At 69.7% G+C, this 15956-nt stretch carries 15 protein-coding genes; all 15 read left to right on the forward strand.

Going from position 1 to position 15956, the window contains the following annotated elements; genetic code table 11:
• The first annotated feature begins 9 nt into the window (after window positions 1-9).
• Window positions 10-831, forward strand: coding sequence for an amidohydrolase family protein (locus K8638_RS18225; RefSeq protein ID WP_223755814.1), 822 nt, complete (start codon window positions 10-12; stop codon window positions 829-831).
• A 41-nt stretch (window positions 832-872) separates the two neighbouring features.
• The gene (locus K8638_RS18230) at window positions 873-2216 is read left to right on the forward strand and encodes a coproporphyrinogen-III oxidase family protein (RefSeq protein ID WP_223755815.1); all 1344 of its coding nucleotides are present in this window, start codon (window positions 873-875) and stop codon (window positions 2214-2216) included.
• Window positions 2217-2229: 13 nt separating this feature from the next.
• On the forward strand, window positions 2230-3345 hold the full coding sequence (locus K8638_RS18235; RefSeq protein WP_223755816.1) for a DNA alkylation repair protein: 1116 nt from the start codon (window positions 2230-2232) through the stop codon (window positions 3343-3345).
• A gap of 52 nt (window positions 3346-3397) precedes the next feature.
• Window positions 3398-3880 carry a DUF1330 domain-containing protein gene (locus K8638_RS18240; RefSeq protein ID WP_223755817.1) on the forward strand — a complete coding sequence of 161 codons (483 nt, stop codon included), beginning with the start codon at window positions 3398-3400 and terminating at the stop codon, window positions 3878-3880.
• 77 nt (window positions 3881-3957) lie between these two features.
• Window positions 3958-5325 (forward strand): cytochrome P450, encoded by a 1368-nt coding sequence (locus K8638_RS18245; protein ID WP_223755818.1) that lies wholly within the window; start codon window positions 3958-3960, stop codon window positions 5323-5325.
• A 64-nt stretch (window positions 5326-5389) separates the two neighbouring features.
• A complete protein-coding gene (locus K8638_RS18250; protein WP_223755819.1) occupies window positions 5390-7054 on the forward strand; it encodes a B12-binding domain-containing radical SAM protein in 1665 nt (554 codons plus the stop codon).
• Window positions 7055-7118: 64 nt separating this feature from the next.
• The gene (locus K8638_RS18255) at window positions 7119-8384 is read left to right on the forward strand and encodes an ATP-grasp domain-containing protein (protein ID WP_223755820.1); all 1266 of its coding nucleotides are present in this window, start codon (window positions 7119-7121) and stop codon (window positions 8382-8384) included.
• A complete protein-coding gene (locus K8638_RS18260) occupies window positions 8384-9865 on the forward strand; it encodes an aminotransferase class V-fold PLP-dependent enzyme (RefSeq protein WP_223755821.1) in 1482 nt (493 codons plus the stop codon). The genes K8638_RS18255 and K8638_RS18260 overlap by 1 nt, the downstream gene beginning before the upstream one ends.
• The gene (locus K8638_RS18265) at window positions 9862-10653 is read left to right on the forward strand and encodes an ABC transporter permease (RefSeq protein WP_223755822.1); all 792 of its coding nucleotides are present in this window, start codon (window positions 9862-9864) and stop codon (window positions 10651-10653) included. The genes K8638_RS18260 and K8638_RS18265 overlap by 4 nt, the downstream gene beginning before the upstream one ends.
• Window positions 10650-11471 (forward strand): ABC transporter ATP-binding protein, encoded by an 822-nt coding sequence (locus K8638_RS18270; RefSeq protein ID WP_223755823.1) that lies wholly within the window; start codon window positions 10650-10652, stop codon window positions 11469-11471. The genes K8638_RS18265 and K8638_RS18270 overlap by 4 nt, the downstream gene beginning before the upstream one ends.
• A 13-nt stretch (window positions 11472-11484) precedes the next feature.
• Window positions 11485-12261 (forward strand): ABC transporter permease, encoded by a 777-nt coding sequence (locus tag K8638_RS18275; protein ID WP_223755824.1) that lies wholly within the window; start codon window positions 11485-11487, stop codon window positions 12259-12261.
• Window positions 12262-12290: 29 nt separating this feature from the next.
• Window positions 12291-12446 carry a hypothetical protein gene (locus tag K8638_RS18280; RefSeq protein WP_223755825.1) on the forward strand — a complete coding sequence of 52 codons (156 nt, stop codon included), beginning with the start codon at window positions 12291-12293 and terminating at the stop codon, window positions 12444-12446.
• A 15-nt stretch (window positions 12447-12461) separates the two neighbouring features.
• The gene (locus K8638_RS18285; RefSeq protein ID WP_223755826.1) at window positions 12462-13367 is read left to right on the forward strand and encodes an ABC transporter substrate-binding protein; all 906 of its coding nucleotides are present in this window, start codon (window positions 12462-12464) and stop codon (window positions 13365-13367) included.
• 41 nt (window positions 13368-13408) lie between these two features.
• Complete coding sequence (locus K8638_RS18290) at window positions 13409-14605, forward strand: cytochrome P450 (RefSeq protein ID WP_223755827.1); 1197 nt, start codon at window positions 13409-13411, stop codon at window positions 14603-14605.
• A 258-nt stretch (window positions 14606-14863) separates the two neighbouring features.
• Window positions 14864-15955, forward strand: coding sequence for a UvrB/UvrC motif-containing protein (locus K8638_RS18295; protein ID WP_223755828.1), 1092 nt, complete (start codon window positions 14864-14866; stop codon window positions 15953-15955).
• Window position 15956 lies beyond the last annotated feature (1 nt).

Raw genomic sequence — 15956 nt, forward strand, 5'->3', positions numbered from 1 at the left:
GAGGCCGCCATGATTGACTTCCATGTCCACGCAGGTGACTTCTTCCGCCTCCGCGACGACATCCAGGGCCTGCTCACACGCCGCCCCCTCGAGGAAGGGGAGGACATCACCCGGCTGTTCACCGAGCCGGCCGAGCTGGAGCGCTACCTGCGGCGCCACGGCGTGAAGCGCGCCGTCATGCTGGCCGAGTGCGGGCCGGGCACGAACTTCTCCATCGACAGCGAGATGATTGCCGCCAAGGCGCGCGGCTCGGACTTCTTCATCCCCTTCGGCAGCATCAACCCCAACTTCCATGATGCCCGGAAGGAGCTCGAGAAGAGCCTCGCGCTGGGCATCCGGGGCTTCAAGTTCTACCCGGCGGACCACTCCTTCGACCCGTACACCCGGGACATGTGGGCCGTGTATGGCGAGTGCGAGCGGCACGGCCTGCCCATCATCTTCCACACCGGCCACACCGCCCAGCGTGACGCCGAGCAGAAGAACATCCAGCCCACGGACTTCGAGCGCATCGCCGGGAGCTTCCCCGGGCTGACCATCGTCCTCGCGCACGCGGGCAAGCCGCTCTGGTACCAGGACGCCAGGGACCTCGTGCTGCGCTACGAGAACCTCTACGTCGACACCGCGCTGGTGCCGCTCACGGAGCTCACCACGGTGCTCGGGGACCTGCGCGACGTCCGCCACAAGGTGGTCTTCGGCTCCGACTGGCCGGTGGCCGGCAGCTACAGCAAGCTCATGAGCCAGCTGGAGCAGGCCCACCTGCCTCCCGACATCGCCAGCGACATCCTCCATGGCAACGCGGACCGCATCCTCTCGCGTGCCGGCAGGGCCTGAGCAGTCCCATCGAAGCAGTCTCACGTCCGGCAGGGTCCCCCATGTACAGAGACCTCCATCCCGTCACGTACTACTTCTATCCGCTGCTCCAGGGTGACTACGCCCCGGGTGCCCACAAGGACCTGTTCGACACCATCCTGGACACGGAGGTGGCGAAGCCGGCGGAGAGCCTGCTCTACGTCCACATCCCGTACTGCCACGACCTGTGCCAGTTCTGTCCGTTCCACATCAAGATTGCGAGCGGCGAGGACGTCTACGAGCGCTACACCACCAGCCTCTGCCGGGAGATGGAGCTGCTGGCGCAACGTCCGTCCATCGCCCAGCGCACCTTCTCGGCGGTGTACTTCGGGGGTGGCTCGCCCTCCATCCTCCCCGTGCCGCACATCCGCCGCCTCCTGGAGGGCATCCACCGCCACTTCCGGCTCACACCCGGCGCGGAGATCAGCTTCGAGGGAGAGCCCCGGACGCTGGGCAACCCGGAGCTGCTCGAGCTGCTCAAGGAGTGGAAGGTCAGCCGCCTGAGCTTCGGGCTGCAGACGTATGACGAAGTCCAGCGGCAGCGCTTCCGCATCGTCGCCACGCTGAAGGACGTGGAGCGTGTCACCGTGAATGCCCGCCGGCTGGGCTTCCACGACATCAACGTCGACATGATGTACGACCTGCCGGGGCAGAACCTCACCACGCTGAACGAGGACCTGGCGGCCCTGCGCGCCGCGGACTTCGACAGCGTGGACTACTACAACCTGCACTACTACGCGTTCCCCAAGAAGTTCCGGGCCGCGATGGACTCGGGGGAGATTCCGCCCAAGCCGGGCATGGACATGCACATGGCCATGACCGAGCACATCCGCTGGCACATGCGGGAGATGGGCTACAACGCCGTCGCGGACCAGGTCTTCTCCAAGTACGACAAGGTCTGTGAGTACTTCCGGCTGCTCTGGGGCGGCGGCGAGGGGGACCACTCGGCGGAGACGGTGGCCGTCGGCACCTCCGCGCGCGGCTACCTGAGCGGCGTCGCGTACATGAACACCGGCGAGGTCAACACCTACTGCTCCATGGTGGAGCAGGGCCAGCTGCCCGTGGCCAAGCTGTCCGCCCGGCTGGAGCGGCCCGAGAACCGGGGCGCGGTCTTCATGCCCAAGTTCTTCCGCATCTCCAAGCGGCACCAGGCCGCCATCGACACCATCCCCGCGGACGTGTGGAAGGCGTGGCAGGACAGCGGCCTCATCTATGAAACGCCGGGCTCCTGGGAGCTGAGCGAGCACGGCAAGCAGTGGACCCCCAACATGATGCTCGACGCCTTCGAGTCCTCCCAGCGGCAGGTCGCGGGCGTCTCCCTGAACGCGCTCGAAAAGAAGCCCGGCGTGCGCACGGGCACCTTCTGAATCCCCTCCCCTCATGAGCACCGGAACCCAATTCAAGGACCTCTTCAACCGTGAAGCCATCCTCGACCTCGGCAAGCGCGGCGCGGCCGTCGTGCCCGGGCTGAACGCCCAGGCCTTCGTACGCGAGGCCAGCCAGGGACTCGAGTCCATGGAGATGAAGGACCGCGTCCGCCACCTGGCGAAGACGCTGCGCCGCCATCTCGCGGAGGACTACCCCACCGCGCTCCGCCAGCTCGAGGCGATGGCGGGCTCGGAGCAGGGCCCCCTGTCACCGTTGCGGGGCTTCCGCATCTGGCCGCTGTGCCACTTCGTGGAGGAGTACGGGCTCGACCACCTGGATGACTCCATGCGGGCCATGCGCCTGCTGACGACCCGGTTCACCTCCGAGTTCGCCATCCGCCCCTTCCTGCTCCGCTACCAGGAGCAGGTCCTCGAGTACCTGCACCGGTGGACCCGGGATTCGGACGAGACGGTGCGCCGGCTCGTCTCCGAGGGCACGCGCCCGCGCCTGCCCTGGGCCCAGCGGCTGCCGGCCTTCCAGAAGGACCCCACCCCGGTGCTCGAGCTGCTGGAGAAGCTCAAGGCGGACCCCGCGCTGTTCGTCCGCCGCTCGGTGGCCAACAACCTGAACGACATCGCCAAGGACCACCCCGACGCCGTCGTGCGGGTCGTCCGCCGCTGGGCCAGCGAGTCACCGGGCCCGGAGACGCAGTGGCTCGTGCGCCATGCCAGCAGGACGCTCGTCAAGCAGGGCCATCCGGGCGCGCTCGACGTGCTCGGCTTCACCCGCAAGCCACGCCTCGAGCTCAAGACGTTCAAGCTGTCGTCGAAGTCCATCCAGCTCGGTGGCGAGCTGCAATTCCATATCGAGCTGCACTCCAGGGCGAAGAGCGACCAGAAGCTGGTCATCGACTATCGCATCCACCACCGCAAGGCCTCGGGAGAGCTGTCTCCCAAGGTCTTCAAGTGGACCACGCGCCAGCTCGCCGCGGGTGAGCAGGTGGAGCTCAAGCGCGTCCACAAAATCTACCCCATCACCACGCGCCGCTATTACCCGGGCCAGCACCTCGTCGAGCTGCTCGTCAATGGCGAGGCGCTCGGCACCCGCGAGTTCATGCTGAGCGTCTGAGCCCGGCCCCCAGCGCAGTCTCACCCCGACGTAGCAGGAGTCGTTACACACCATGTATCTGACCTTGTCTGACCAGGCGCAGCCCGCGAGCATCCCCCCCGAGAGGCTCCACGCGAAGGTGACCGCCACCGTCATGGGCAACCTGGCGGCGAACTTCGTCACCGTGGCCCGGACGCTGCCCGACCCCTCCGCCGTGCCGGTCACCCCGGTGCTCGCCAACCTCGTCCACGACCCGGGCACGGCCGTGCTCTTCATCGCCTTCCAGCTCGACGCGGGCAAGGGTGAGCCCGAGGTGCGCCGCTACGTGGAGGCCCGCGCGCCCGCGCTCGCCAGACATGGCGGCAAGGTGCTGATGAGCGGGCTCACGCCCCGCCGCGGCGGCTGGCAGTTCGACGGCTTCGAGCTCGTCCAGTTCCCCGCCCCGGACACCATCCGCAACCTGATGGGAGACCCCGAGTACCGCACCCCCGCCATCCAGGAGCTCTCGAAGATCTTCACCGGCAGCTTCGCCATGCTGCAGGTGGCCGTCAGCTGACCCTGCCGTTCACACAGGGGGGCCCGGCCGCCGTCCACCGGGCCCCTTCCTCCCGCCGCCCACGGAGAGACGCCCTCATGCCCGCCCTGGCCCCTGGTCCCTTCGGCCACCTGCTGCTGGGAAATGCCCGTGAGTTCCGGGACCACCCGCTGGACCTCATGATGAGGTGCAAGCGGACCTATGGCGACGTCGTCCGGCTGCGCATGGGCCCGGTGGACCTGTACCTGGTCTTCCACCCGGAGCACGTGGCCCGGGTGCTGGAGGGCGCCACCTTCGGCCGCAGTGACGTCGCGTCACTCTTCGAGCCGCTGCTGGGTGGCAGCATGATCATCGCCGACGGCGAGCCGTGGCGCCGCCAGCGGCAGGCACTCTCCCCCACCTTCGCGCGGGAGCGGCTGAAGCAGCTCGCCGGCAGGATGCGCGAGGCGGCGCTGGGGCTGGTGGCCCGCTGGGAGGAGGCCCGGCAGCAGGGGCGGGAGATTGACGCGCAGCAGGAAATCACCCGCTACGCGCTGGAGGTCATGGCCATCTACCTGGTGGGGCGCACCTTCGACGCGGAGGAGTCCGCGGCCATCTCCCGCGCCTGGTACGTCTGCCTCCAGAGCATGGCGGACCGCCTCTCCGCCATGGTTCCGCTGCCCGCGTGGCTTCCCACGCCGAGCATGCGGCGCCTGGTGGCCGCCACGGCGGACATCTCCCGCATCATCCTGCGGCACGTCCAGGAGCGCCGCCAGGAGCTGAAGCCCGAGGACCGGGGCGACTTCCTCTCCATCCTCGTCCACACGCCCACGCCCGAGGGCCGGAAGCTCACGGACGCGGAAATCCTCGCCGAGGCCAAGGGCCTGTTCCTCGCCGGCTTCGACACGGTGGCGTCCGCGATGAGCTGGACGCTCCACGCCTGCGCGGCCCACCCCGAGGTGCAGCGGAAGCTGCGCGCCGAGGTGCGCGCCCTGCCGGACGGCGGCCCGCTGGGCGCGGCCACCGCGGACATGCCCTACTTCCGCCGCGTCTTCAACGAGGCCATCCGGCTCAACCCGCCCCTCTGGATTGTGGACCGCAAGGCCCAGGAGGACACGGAGCTGGGCGGCTTCACCATCCCCAAGGGCTCCAACATCATCACCTGCCCGTACGTCACCCACCGGGACCCGGCCTGGTGGGAGGACCCGCTCGTCTTCGACCCGGACCGGTTCCTCCCCTCCCGCGCGGAGCACCGCCCGCGGTACGCGCACTTCCCCTTCGGCGGAGGCCGGATGAAGTGCATCGGCCAGGGCATGGCCATGATGGAGGCGCAGATTCTCTTCGCCGAGCTGCTGCCCCGCTTCCGCTTCGAGCTGTCCCCCTGGCGCCCGGTGGAGCTGGAGTCCACCCTGGTGCTCCGGGCCCGCAACGGGCTCCACCTCAGGCTGTCCGAGTCCCCACCCTCCTCCATGAGCGCGACCGGCTGACACCGCCGGACTCGAAGGCTCCAGTCCTCAAACCGTTGTTGTTGTCCAACCCAAGGGAGTCCCCGTGCTCAACCTGCTCCTCGTCGACAACATCGACCTTCCGCTGCAGACCGCCTACAAGTTCCCCCACGCCAGCCCGCCCATCGGCCTGCAGTACCTGGCGGCGTACATCAAGCAGCACCTGCCTGAAGTCGCGTCCGTCAAGGTGATGTCGCTCCCGCTCGCGCTGCTGGAGCAGAAGCGGCACCCGCTGGAGGTCGTCCTCGAGGAGCTGCGCGGCCAGCGCTACGACATGCTCGGCATCCGCTCGCTCACCAGCGGCCGGGACTTCATGGAGATTCTCTCCGGCGCCGTGAAGAAGGAGTTCCCCGAGCTGCCCATCATCGCCGGTGGCCCGTACGCCTCCGACTCCGCCGCCCTCATCCTCAAGGACCACCCGGGCGTGGACTACACCGCGAGCCAGGAAGGCGAGGAGGTGCTGAAGCAGTTCATCGAGGCGCGCCTGCTGGGCCGCGGCGAGGTCGAGAAGGTTCGCGGCCTGGGCTACCGCAAGGGCGAGCAGGCCGTCATCAACCCGCCCATGGCGTGGATTGACGACGTGGACACCATCCCCTTCCCGGACTACCAGCACGTCCACCTCGACCGCTTCGCCAAGGTCGAGAACCCGATGCGCATCGCCAACGGGGAGACGTGGACCTCGCTCTTCACCCAGCGCGGCTGCCCCTACCGCTGCACCTACTGTCACGAGGGCTTCGGCAAGCTGAGCCGCGAGCGCAGCGTGAAGAACGTGCTGGACGAAATCTTCTGGCTGCACGGCGAGAAGGGCGTCACCCACTTCGCCATCCTCGATGACATCTTCAACATCCGGAAGGACCGCGCGAAGGAAATCATGCGCGGGGTCATCCGCTCCGGCATCAAGGTCCGCTTCTCGTTCCCCAACGGCCTGCGCGGCGACATCATGGACAAGGAGCTGGTGGACCTGATGGTCGAGGCCGGCACCGTCTGCATCCACTACGCCGTCGAGACGGCCACGCCGCGGCTGCAGAAGTGGATCAAGAAGAACATGAAGATGGACAAGCTGGACCCCATCATCGACTACACGGCCCAGTACGACATCCTCCTGCGTGGCTTCTACATGGTCGGCTTCCCCGACGAGACGGAGGAGGAGCTGAAGGCCACCATCGACCACGCCATCCGCAGCCGCTTCACGGAGACCTACTTCTCCATCCTCTGCATGTGGCCCGGGACGAAAATCTACGAGGCCGCCGTGCAGGACGGCTTCATCCCGGAGGGCGCCTGGACGAGCGCCACCTCCCACGACGTGAAGAACAACGGCTTCCGCTACCCCGCCGAGCTGATGGTCTCCGAGCGCCTGCGCGGCTACGGCCACACCCACTTCTCCAAGGAGCGGATGAGCCGCAACCTCCGCATCTGCGGCGCGCTGGGCATCGAGCGGAAGCACATCATCGAGAAGGAGGTCAAATACGCGCAGCTGCTCCGCGACGGCTGGCAGGGGCCGGGGCCCATCCCCTACGCGCCCGAGCCCTTCATCGTCGACACGCTGCTCGCCGTGGGTGACGGGAAGCTGACGTCCGACGCGGCCTACGACGTCATCGCCCGCCACATCTCCGAGGGCCACACCTCGCAGCCGGGCATCCAGGCCCCGGGAGTCAATCCCAACTATGTGCGCGGCGGGGGGCTCGCGCAGCAGGCCCCCACGGCCCCCTAGCCACAGGCCCCGGCCCCCGCCGGGGAGGACCCACCTCGTCGTTCCGCGAAGAAGGAGAGCCTTCATGCTGCAAGGGCGTGCCTGCGTCCTCCATCCGTACCCCAACCGCTACCTCATCGACAGCCTGCACGGCGCGGGGCTCCAGGTCGTCCTGGTCTGCCCGCGCGACGTCGTGCCGCCGGGAGCCCCGGTGGAGGCGGTCATCGACGCGCCCCTGCACGACGATGCCGCGGTGATGGCCGCTGTCGAGGAGTTCCACCGCACCCGGCCGCTCGACCTCGTCGTCCCGCTGTACGAGGGCTGCACGCACCTGAGCGCCGCCATCGCCGCACGGCTGGGGCTTCCCGGCAACCCGCCGGAGGCTGCGGACGCCAGCCGGAACAAGTACCTGGCCTACCAGTGCTGGGCGCGCGCGGGCGTCAGCGCCCCGCGCACCATCCCCCTGCTGGAGCTGGACCACGCCGCGGACGCCATCGAGAAGGAGCTGGGCTTTCCGGCCATCGTCAAGCTGGCGGACTCCATGAACAGCCAGGGCGTGGGGCTCGTGCGCGACCGCCAGGAGTACGCGGCGTACCGCGAGGTGCTGCGCACCATGCTGTCGCGTCCGGTGGACATCGACATCCAGAGCGACCGCAACCGCCTGGCGTACGGGCGTGGCGCCGTGAAGGTGCTGGCCCAGGAGTTCTGCCGGGGCTCGGAAGTCAACGTGGACATCCTCATGGGCGGCGGTGAGTACGTCGTCGCGGGCATCTTCGAGAAGGCCCCCGCCATGGGGCCCTGGTTCGCGGAGACGATGTCCGTGTCCCCCACGTCCCTGGGCCCGGAGAAGGAGGCGGAGCTGGGGCGGCTCGCCATCGCCGCCGTCAAGGCCCTGGGCGCCACGGTGGGCGCGGCGCACGTGGAGATTCGCTACTCGGAGCAGGGCCCCCGCGTCCTCGAGGCCGGCCTGCGTCCGGGAGGCGGCTACACCATGCAGGCCATCGAGCACCTGACGGGCTACAACATGCCCGTCGAGGTAGCGCGGATGCTGTCGGGCGGCAGGGCCCCCGGCATCACTCCCCGGCGGAAGGCGGCGCTCTACGGCGGCATCGTCTACCCGTACAGCGGCACGCTCCGGAGCGTCACCGGCCTGGAGGTCTTCCGGGACATTCCCGGCCTCATGACGCACGTGGTGCTGCACAAGCCGGGAGACCGGGTCTACGCGCTGCCCGAGTCCGCCCAGCCGCACCTCACCTACTACCTCATCGGCGGCGAGACACGGGACGAGGTGCTGGCGCTGCACCGCCGCATCCAGGAGTCCATCCGCCTGGAAATCGAGCCCTTCGCCTGATGGAACCGACCCGAGACACTGGCGTGCCACCGGCGCCCGGCGACGACTGGCGGCAGCTCCGCGACGCCGTGCAGCACGTGCTGGAGGTGATTGCCCGCACCCGCGAGCACGCGGAGGAGCGGCCCGTGCTGACGTCGGAGGAGTGGCTCCGGGAGCAGGCCGTGCACCCGGGCCCGCTCCCGGAAGGGGCCACGGAGCTGACGGCGGCGCTGCGCGAGGTGGAGGAGCGCATCACCGCCGGCTGCTGCAACTTCGCGCACCCCCGGTACTTCGGCTACGTCTCGCCGCGGCCCCTCCTGCAACCGCTGCTGGGGGATTTGCTCGGCAGCGGCCTCAACCAGGTGCCCGGCGCGTGGCGCGGCGGAGCGGGCGCCACCGTCATCGAGGCCGAGACTCTCGCCTGGCTGGCGGACTTCGTCGGTTATCCCCGGGGCGTGGGCTCGCTGCCCGGCGGCATCTTCGTCAGTGGGGGCACCCTGGCCAACGCGAGCGCGCTCAAGCTCGCCCGCGACACGGTGCTGGGACGCCACGTCCAGACGCGGGGGCTCACCGGGCTGGGCGTCCAGCCCGCCTTCTACATGTCCCGGGAGGGCCACTTCTCCGTCTGGCGCGGCCTGGACCTGCTGGGCCTGGGGCGGGAGTCCGTGCGCCTCATCGAGGTGGACGGCAGCGGGAGGATGGACCCCGGCGCGCTCGAGCAGCGCATCCACGAGGATGTCGCCCAGGGGTTCAAGCCCGTGTGCCTCGTGGGCATGGCGGGCACGACGCCCACGGGCGCCGTGGACCCGCTGGAGTCGCTGGCCGCCATCGCCCGCGAGCACCAGATGTGGTTCCACGTGGATGGGGCCTCGGGCGGCGCGCTCGGCCGGCACCCGGACTGCGCCGGGCTCTTCTCGGGGCTGGAGCTGGCGGACTCGCTCACGGTGGACCCCTGCAAGTGGATGTTCCAGCACTTCGGGCTCGGCGCGCTGCTGGTGCGGGACGGGCGTGAGCTCTACAAGAGCTTCACGGCCACCGGCCACTACTGGGAGGAGCTCGGAGAGCTGGACCTGTTCCAGATGAGCCCCTACGGCACGCGGCAGTGGCGCTCGCTGGGGCTGTGGCTGACGCTGAGGCACCTGGGGCGCACCGGCCTGCAGGCGCTCCAGTCCCGCCTGCTGGAGGCGACTCGGCACCTGGCCGCGCGTGTCCGGGAGGACGCCCGGCTGGAGCTGCTCATGGAGCCCACGCTCCCCATCTGCTGCTTCCGCCTGCGGGGGCCCACCCCCGAGGCGCGCAACGCGCTGAACACCGCCGTGCAGCGCGCCGTCACCGCGGAGGGACACAGCTACATCACCCTGATGGACTGGCGTGGCGAGCTCTACCTGCGGGTCGCCATCAGCAACTACGTCACGGAGCCGCGCCATGTCGACGAGATGCTCGCGGCCGTCCTGCGGCACGCGGGAACGCGCCAGCCGGGAGCGGACGTGGTCCGCCCATGATGAAGCTTGGGCGCCCCTCATGGCTCCAGACGCGCGACGCCGCGCGCTCCGCCGGCGGGCTGGTGCTGCTCGTGCTGGCCTGGGACCTGGCCCTCTACCTGTCCGCCGCGCCGCTGCTGCCCCGGCCGTGGCAGGTGGTGCTCGGCCTGGCCGAGCTGCTCACCCGGGGCGTGCTGCTGAAGCACATCGCCGCCTCGCTGTTCCGGGTCACCTGGGGCTTCCTGCTCGCGGTGGGCCTGGCCATTCCCCTCGGCTTCGCCCTGGGCTGGAACGCACGCGCGGGCAGGGCGCTCGGGCCCTTCGTCCAGTTCCTCCGCCCCATCAGCCCCCTGGCGTGGATTCCCATCGCCATCCTCTGGTTCGGCGTGGGGGACCCACCGGCCGTCTTCATCATCTTCCTCGCCTCGCTGACGCCCCTGGTGCTGACGGCGATGAATGCCGTGCGCAACGTGCCCGCCGTGTATGTGAATGCCGGCCAGAACTTCGGGCTCGGCACCCGGGAGCTGTTCCTGCGCATCCTGCTGCCCGCCTCGCTTCCGGACCTGCTGGCCGGGCTGCGGCTCACGCTGGGCATCGCCTGGCTCGTGGTGGTGGCCGCGGAGATGATTGCCGTGAACTCGGGGCTCGGCTTCCTCATCGTGGACTCGCGAAACGCGGGCAACCGCTACGACCTGGTCGTCGCGGGCATGGTGCTCATCGGGCTCATCGGGCTGTTGCTGGACTGGACCATCAGCCGGCTCGCCCGGGGCTTCCTGAGGGGGCGTGACATGATTGGAGACACCCCATGAGTAGCGTGGCCACCGCGAGGCTCCTTCCGGCGGAGGAGACGACTCCGGCGCCATGCGCGGACACCCGCCCCGTCAAGCTGCGTGTCACGGGCGTCTCGGTGTCCTTTCGCATGGAGGGCGTCCAGCGCACCGTGCTGGAGGGCATCAACCTCGAGTGCCGCGAGGGGGAGTTCATCTGCCTGCTGGGCCCCTCCGGCTGTGGCAAGTCCACCCTGCTCAACGTCATCGGAGGCTTCCTCACCCCCACCCAGGGACAGGTCCTCATCGACGGGCAGCCCGTCACCGGGCCGGACCCGCGGCGCATCTTCGTGTTCCAGGAGCGCGGCGTGTTCCCCTGGCTCACCGTGGAGGGCAACATCGGCTTCGGCCTCCAGCACCTGCCCGCGGAGCAGCGCCGCCAGCGCATCGCGCACTACGTCGAGATGGTGGGGCTGCGGGGCTTCGAGCGGGCCTACCCGTCCGAGCTGTCGGGCGGCATGAAGCAGCGGCTGGAGGTGGCCCGCGCGCTCGCCGTCAACCCGGACATGCTCTACCTGGACGAGTCCTTCGGCGCGCTCGACTACATCACCCGCCACACCATGCGGCGGGAGCTGCTGCGCCTGTGGACCACGGAGAAGAAGACCATCCTCTTCGTCACCCACGACATCGACGAGTCCGTGCAGCTCGCCGACCGCGTGGTGGTGATGTCGGCGCGGCCGGGCCGCATCCAGCGGGTGGTGGACATCGACCTTCCACACCCACGGGACATCAGCGCGCCCCGCTATCTCCAGTACCGCGACGAGCTGCTCGACGAGCTCGGCGTGGCACACAAGGTCTGAGGAGCCGGCCCGCATGCGCCCTTCCCGGAAGACGCTGGAGACGCTGCTGCTGCCCACCCTCACCGGGCTGCTGCTGCTGCTGCTCTGGCATGGGGCGGTGCGGCTCTCGAAGACGACCACCTTCCCCACGCCCTGGCAGGTGCTCCGCGGCATGGAGGAGCTGGCGAGCCAGGGCCGCCTGACCGGCTACATCCGGGACTCCATCCACCGGGTGGTGACGGGCTACCTGCTCGCCGTGGCCGTGGGCCTGCCGGCCGGGCTCTTCATGGGACTGCACGCGCCGACCGCCCGCGTCCTCGGGCCCGTCATCCAGCTGCTGCGCCCCATCAGCCCCCTGGCGTGGATTCCCGTCTCCATCATCCTGTTCGGCGTGGCCAACACGGCGACCGTCTTCCTCATCTTCCTGGCGTCCCTCTTCCCCCTCACCCTGGCGGCGATGAACGCCGTCCGGAGCGTGCCCGCCATCTACCTCCGGGCGGGGCAGAACTTCGGACTCGGCCGGGTGGCCCTGCTCCGCCGCGTCATCCTCCCGGCGGCGCTCCCCTATGCCCTCACCGGCCTGCGCCTCAGCTTCGGCATCGCCTGGCTCGTGGTGGTCGCCGCCGAGATGATTGGCGTCGACTCGGGGCTCGGCTACCTCATCATCGACGCGCGCAACGCCGGCAAGCGCTACGACCTCGTCGTCGCCGGCATCCTCCTCATCGGCAGCATCGGGCTGGGCCTGGACGTGCTCATGCGCCGGCTGGAGCGGGCCCGCTCCGTGCGCTGGGCGTACCACCGGGAAACCTGACCCCTCACCCTTCACCGCTCGGAGCCACCATGTCACCTCGCAAGCTGCTCACCGCCCTCGCCCTCTGGACGCTGGCCATCTCCGTGCTGCACGTCTCCCTCAACACGCGCTGGGACAGCTTCGTCAACGAGCTGCGCCCCGAGCAGGAGCGCAAGCTCAACGTGGCCTACATCCCAGTCACGTGACACCTCACGTGCCCGGTGACGGACTACATCGCCCGCCACTCGCTCGAGCAGTACCTGTTCATCCCCAAGATGTTCCAGGGGTTCCCGGAGATAAAGGAAGCACTCATCTCCAACAGGATTCAGGCGGGCTTTCTCGTCGCACCGTTGGCCATCGCCCTGCGGTCGCAGGGTGTGCCCATCAAGATTGTGTTCCTGGGCCACCGCTATGGCAGCGCCATGGTGGTGAAACGGGGAGGCCCCGTGAAGACGGTGGCCGACCTGAAGGGGAAGACCATTGCCATTCCCAGCCGGTTCTCGGACGAGCGGTTGTTGCTGCTGCGGGCCCTCAAGGCGAACGGGCTCGGGCCCACGGACGTGCGCACCCTGGAGATGGCGCCCCCGGACGTCGCGGGAGCGCTCGCGTCGGATGCCATCGACGGCTTCGTCATGGGAGAGCCCTTCCCCTCGCAGGCGGAGATGGGCGGCTTCGGGCAGGTCCTCTTCCATGCCCGTGAGTACTGGCCGGACTACATGTCGTGTGTGCTCGTCGTGCGGGACGACATCATCGAGAAGCGGCCCGAGGCGGTCCAGGTGCTGGTGGATGGCATCGCGCGCTCCGGCCTCTGGCTGGACGAGGGCCAGACGGAGCGGGAGTACGCCGCCGAGTTCGTCGGGCGCTACTACTACAACCAGCCTCCCTCGCTCCTCAAATGGGCCCTCACGCGCCCCCTGGACCGGGTGCGCTTCAATCCCCTGCTGCCCCGGAAGGACGACTTCGAGCTCGTGCACGGCCTCATGCTCGAATACGGGCTCATCGAAAAACCCATCGCGTTCGAGGACTACGTGGACGCCCGCTTCGCGGAGGGCGCCGTGGCCGAGACCGCCTGGGACTACCCGGTCGGCCACGGCCGGATGGACGTGAACCAGCTTCCCATGGAGTGAAGGACCGCTTCACCACCCGAGGCACCGGAGGTCGCGCACACATGAATAGCCGACTCAACCTGCTGGCACCCGAGGTCCGTGACAATCCCCATCCCTACCTGGCGGAGCTGCGCCGCTCGGCGCCCATCGTCCAGGTGGACCCGGGAGGCATCTGGGCGGTCACCCGCTACGACGACGCGCAGTACGTGCTCAAGTCGACGCAGCTCTTCTCGTCGGAGGCGCTGCGGATGGCCATGGACCCCGACTGGCTCGGGCGCCCCAATCCCATCGCGGAGTCCATCATCTTCCTGGACCCGCCCAAGCATGGACGGCTGCGGACGCTCATCAGCCGCGCCTTCACGCCCGCGACGCTGACCCAGCTGGAGCCACGCATCCGCGCCGTCGCCGAGGGGCTCGCCGACCGCATGATGGAGGAGCGGAAGGTGGACTTCGTGGACGGCTTCGCCATGCCCATCCCCGCCACCGTCATCAGCTGGTTCCTGGGGCTGGACCCGTCCCTGCGGCGGCACTTCAAGCGCTGGTCCAACGACATCGCCGCCATTGGCGGCGCGCTCCCGGGGGACACCGAGCTGATGGAGCAGTGCCGCCGCACCGTCGAGGAGATGGAGCAGTACCTCCAGGGCGTGCTGGCGGACCGGCGCAAGACGCTGGGGGATGACATGGTGAGCGACCTCATCCGGGTCCGGGTGGATGGGGAGTCGCTGACGGACCGGGAGCTGATGGGCTTCCTCTTCCTGCTGCTCGTCTCGGGCCTGGAGACGACGGCGAACCTGCTCAGCCAGAGCGCGCGGATGTTCGCCATGTACCCGGAGCTGCTGCCGCGCCTGCGGGAGAACCGCGCGCTCATCCCCCGCTTCATCGAGGAGACGCTGCGCGTCGAGCCCACCGCCGTGGCCACGCTGCGCACGTGCACGCAGGACGTGACGGTCGCCGGAGTGAACCTGCCCCAGGGCTCCATGGTCCTGGTGTCGCTGGCCTCCGCGGCCCGCGACGAGAAGCACTTCCCGGACGCGGACCGCTTCATCCTGGAGCGGGAGGGCACGCCCAGCCTCTCCTTCGGCCACGGCTCCCACTTCTGCCTGGGCTCCATGCTCGCGCGGCTGGAGGCGCGCGTCGCCCTGGAGGAGCTGGTCTCCCGGGTGGACCGGCTGGAGCTGCGGACGGAGCGCATCGAGTGGACGCCCTCCCTCACGGTCCGCGGGCCGCAGTCGCTGCCCGTCGAGCTGTACCCCGTCTGAGCGCCGGTGCGCCGGGAGGCCGAGGCCGGCCTCACCGCGCCCGTGAAGTCCCGCTGCCGGGGGGCGCGCGAAGCCCCCCAGCAGCAACTCCACAGACGCTTGTGAACCGCCGCCCGCTCGCTCGGGCCCCCACCGCGACGGGCCGCTCGCCCTCCGGCCGTGCACCGGAATGCACCGGACCCACTCCGCCCGGGCGCACGGGCGCGGTGTACGGTGGAGCGTCCGGCCCCGCTCCACGCCAGGGCCCTTTCGCTGCGCATGGACTCCCGCGTCGACTCACTCCTCGCCCACGTTCGCGAGCACGCCGAGAACCGCCCCGGGGTCTACCGGATGCTGGGCCCCTCGGGAGAGCTCCTCTACGTGGGCAAATCCGTGCGGGTGCGGACGCGGCTGCTCTCGTACTTCCGCGCGGACGACGGGGAGAAGGCGGCGGAGATCATCTCCCACGCACACCGCATCGACTGGGAGTACACCGCGAGCGAGTTCGCCGCGCTGCTGCACGAGTTCCGGCTCATCAAGTCCCACCGCCCGCTCTACAACGTGGAGCACAAGAAGGACCGGGGCCACTGCTTCATCCACCTCACGCGAGAGCCCGTGCCCCGGCTGCGCGTCGCCGGCCAGGCCAACGGAGAGAGCGGCGACTACTTCGGCCCCTTCCACGGCCGGAGCGCGGTGTCCGAGGTGGTGCGCGCGGTGAGCGACCTGCTGGAGCTGCGCGACTGCGCCGCGGACACGCCGATGCGGCTGGCGGACCAGGGCCAGCTCTTCCCGGTGAAGCAGGAGCCCCTGTGCATGCGCGGCCAGCTCTCCCGCTGCCTGTCCCCGTGCGCCGGCGGCTGCACGCAGGCGGAGTACCACGCCCGTGTCACGCAGGCCCGCGGCTTCCTGGAAGGCACGTCCGACACGCCGCTCCTCCTGCTGCGCGAGCGGATGAGCCAGGCGGCCCGCCGTCTCCAGTTCGAATACGCCGCGGAGCTGAGGGACAGGGCGGAGCGGCTGGAGCTGATGCGCGGCTGGATTGTCGAGCTGGGCCAGCTCCTGAAGCAGCTCTCCTTCGTGTACACGGTGCCCGGGCACGGCGGCGAGGACCGCGCCTACGTCGTGCGCCGGGGCAGCGTGCGCGACGAGCTGCCCGCGCCGGGCACGCTCGAAGAGAGCGAGGCCCTGCGAGCACGAGCGCGCGAAGTCTTCGAGCGGCCGGAGCCGGAGACGCTCGGCCTGCGCGCGCACGAGGCGCAGGAGGTGATGCTCATCGCCCGCTGGTTCCGCCTCCACCCCGAGGAGCTGGAGCGCACCCTTCCCGCGAGCCGCCTCCTCGCGCCGCCGGACGCCTCCACGCCCGCGCACTGAG

Origin of the sequence: Myxococcus sp. RHSTA-1-4 (assembly GCF_020037125.1) — a bacterium.
Classification (GTDB): Bacteria; Myxococcota; Myxococcia; order Myxococcales; family Myxococcaceae; genus Myxococcus.

Coding starts and splice junctions, on each gene's coding strand:
- K8638_RS18275 (WP_223755824.1), top strand. CDS start 11,485: ATGCGCCCTTCCCGGAAGACGCTGGAGACGCTGCTGCTGCCCACCCTC.
- K8638_RS18235 (WP_223755816.1), top strand. CDS start 2,230: ATGAGCACCGGAACCCAATTCAAGGACCTCTTCAACCGTGAAGCCATC.
- K8638_RS18225 (WP_223755814.1), top strand. CDS start 10: ATGATTGACTTCCATGTCCACGCAGGTGACTTCTTCCGCCTCCGCGAC.
- K8638_RS18270 (WP_223755823.1), top strand. CDS start 10,650: ATGAGTAGCGTGGCCACCGCGAGGCTCCTTCCGGCGGAGGAGACGACT.
- K8638_RS18230 (WP_223755815.1), top strand. CDS start 873: ATGTACAGAGACCTCCATCCCGTCACGTACTACTTCTATCCGCTGCTC.
- K8638_RS18280 (WP_223755825.1), top strand. CDS start 12,291: ATGTCACCTCGCAAGCTGCTCACCGCCCTCGCCCTCTGGACGCTGGCC.
- K8638_RS18290 (WP_223755827.1), top strand. CDS start 13,409: ATGAATAGCCGACTCAACCTGCTGGCACCCGAGGTCCGTGACAATCCC.
- K8638_RS18255 (WP_223755820.1), top strand. CDS start 7,119: ATGCTGCAAGGGCGTGCCTGCGTCCTCCATCCGTACCCCAACCGCTAC.
- K8638_RS18260 (WP_223755821.1), top strand. CDS start 8,384: ATGGAACCGACCCGAGACACTGGCGTGCCACCGGCGCCCGGCGACGAC.
- K8638_RS18265 (WP_223755822.1), top strand. CDS start 9,862: ATGATGAAGCTTGGGCGCCCCTCATGGCTCCAGACGCGCGACGCCGCG.
- K8638_RS18295 (WP_223755828.1), top strand. CDS start 14,864: ATGGACTCCCGCGTCGACTCACTCCTCGCCCACGTTCGCGAGCACGCC.
- K8638_RS18240 (WP_223755817.1), top strand. CDS start 3,398: ATGTATCTGACCTTGTCTGACCAGGCGCAGCCCGCGAGCATCCCCCCC.
- K8638_RS18245 (WP_223755818.1), top strand. CDS start 3,958: ATGCCCGCCCTGGCCCCTGGTCCCTTCGGCCACCTGCTGCTGGGAAAT.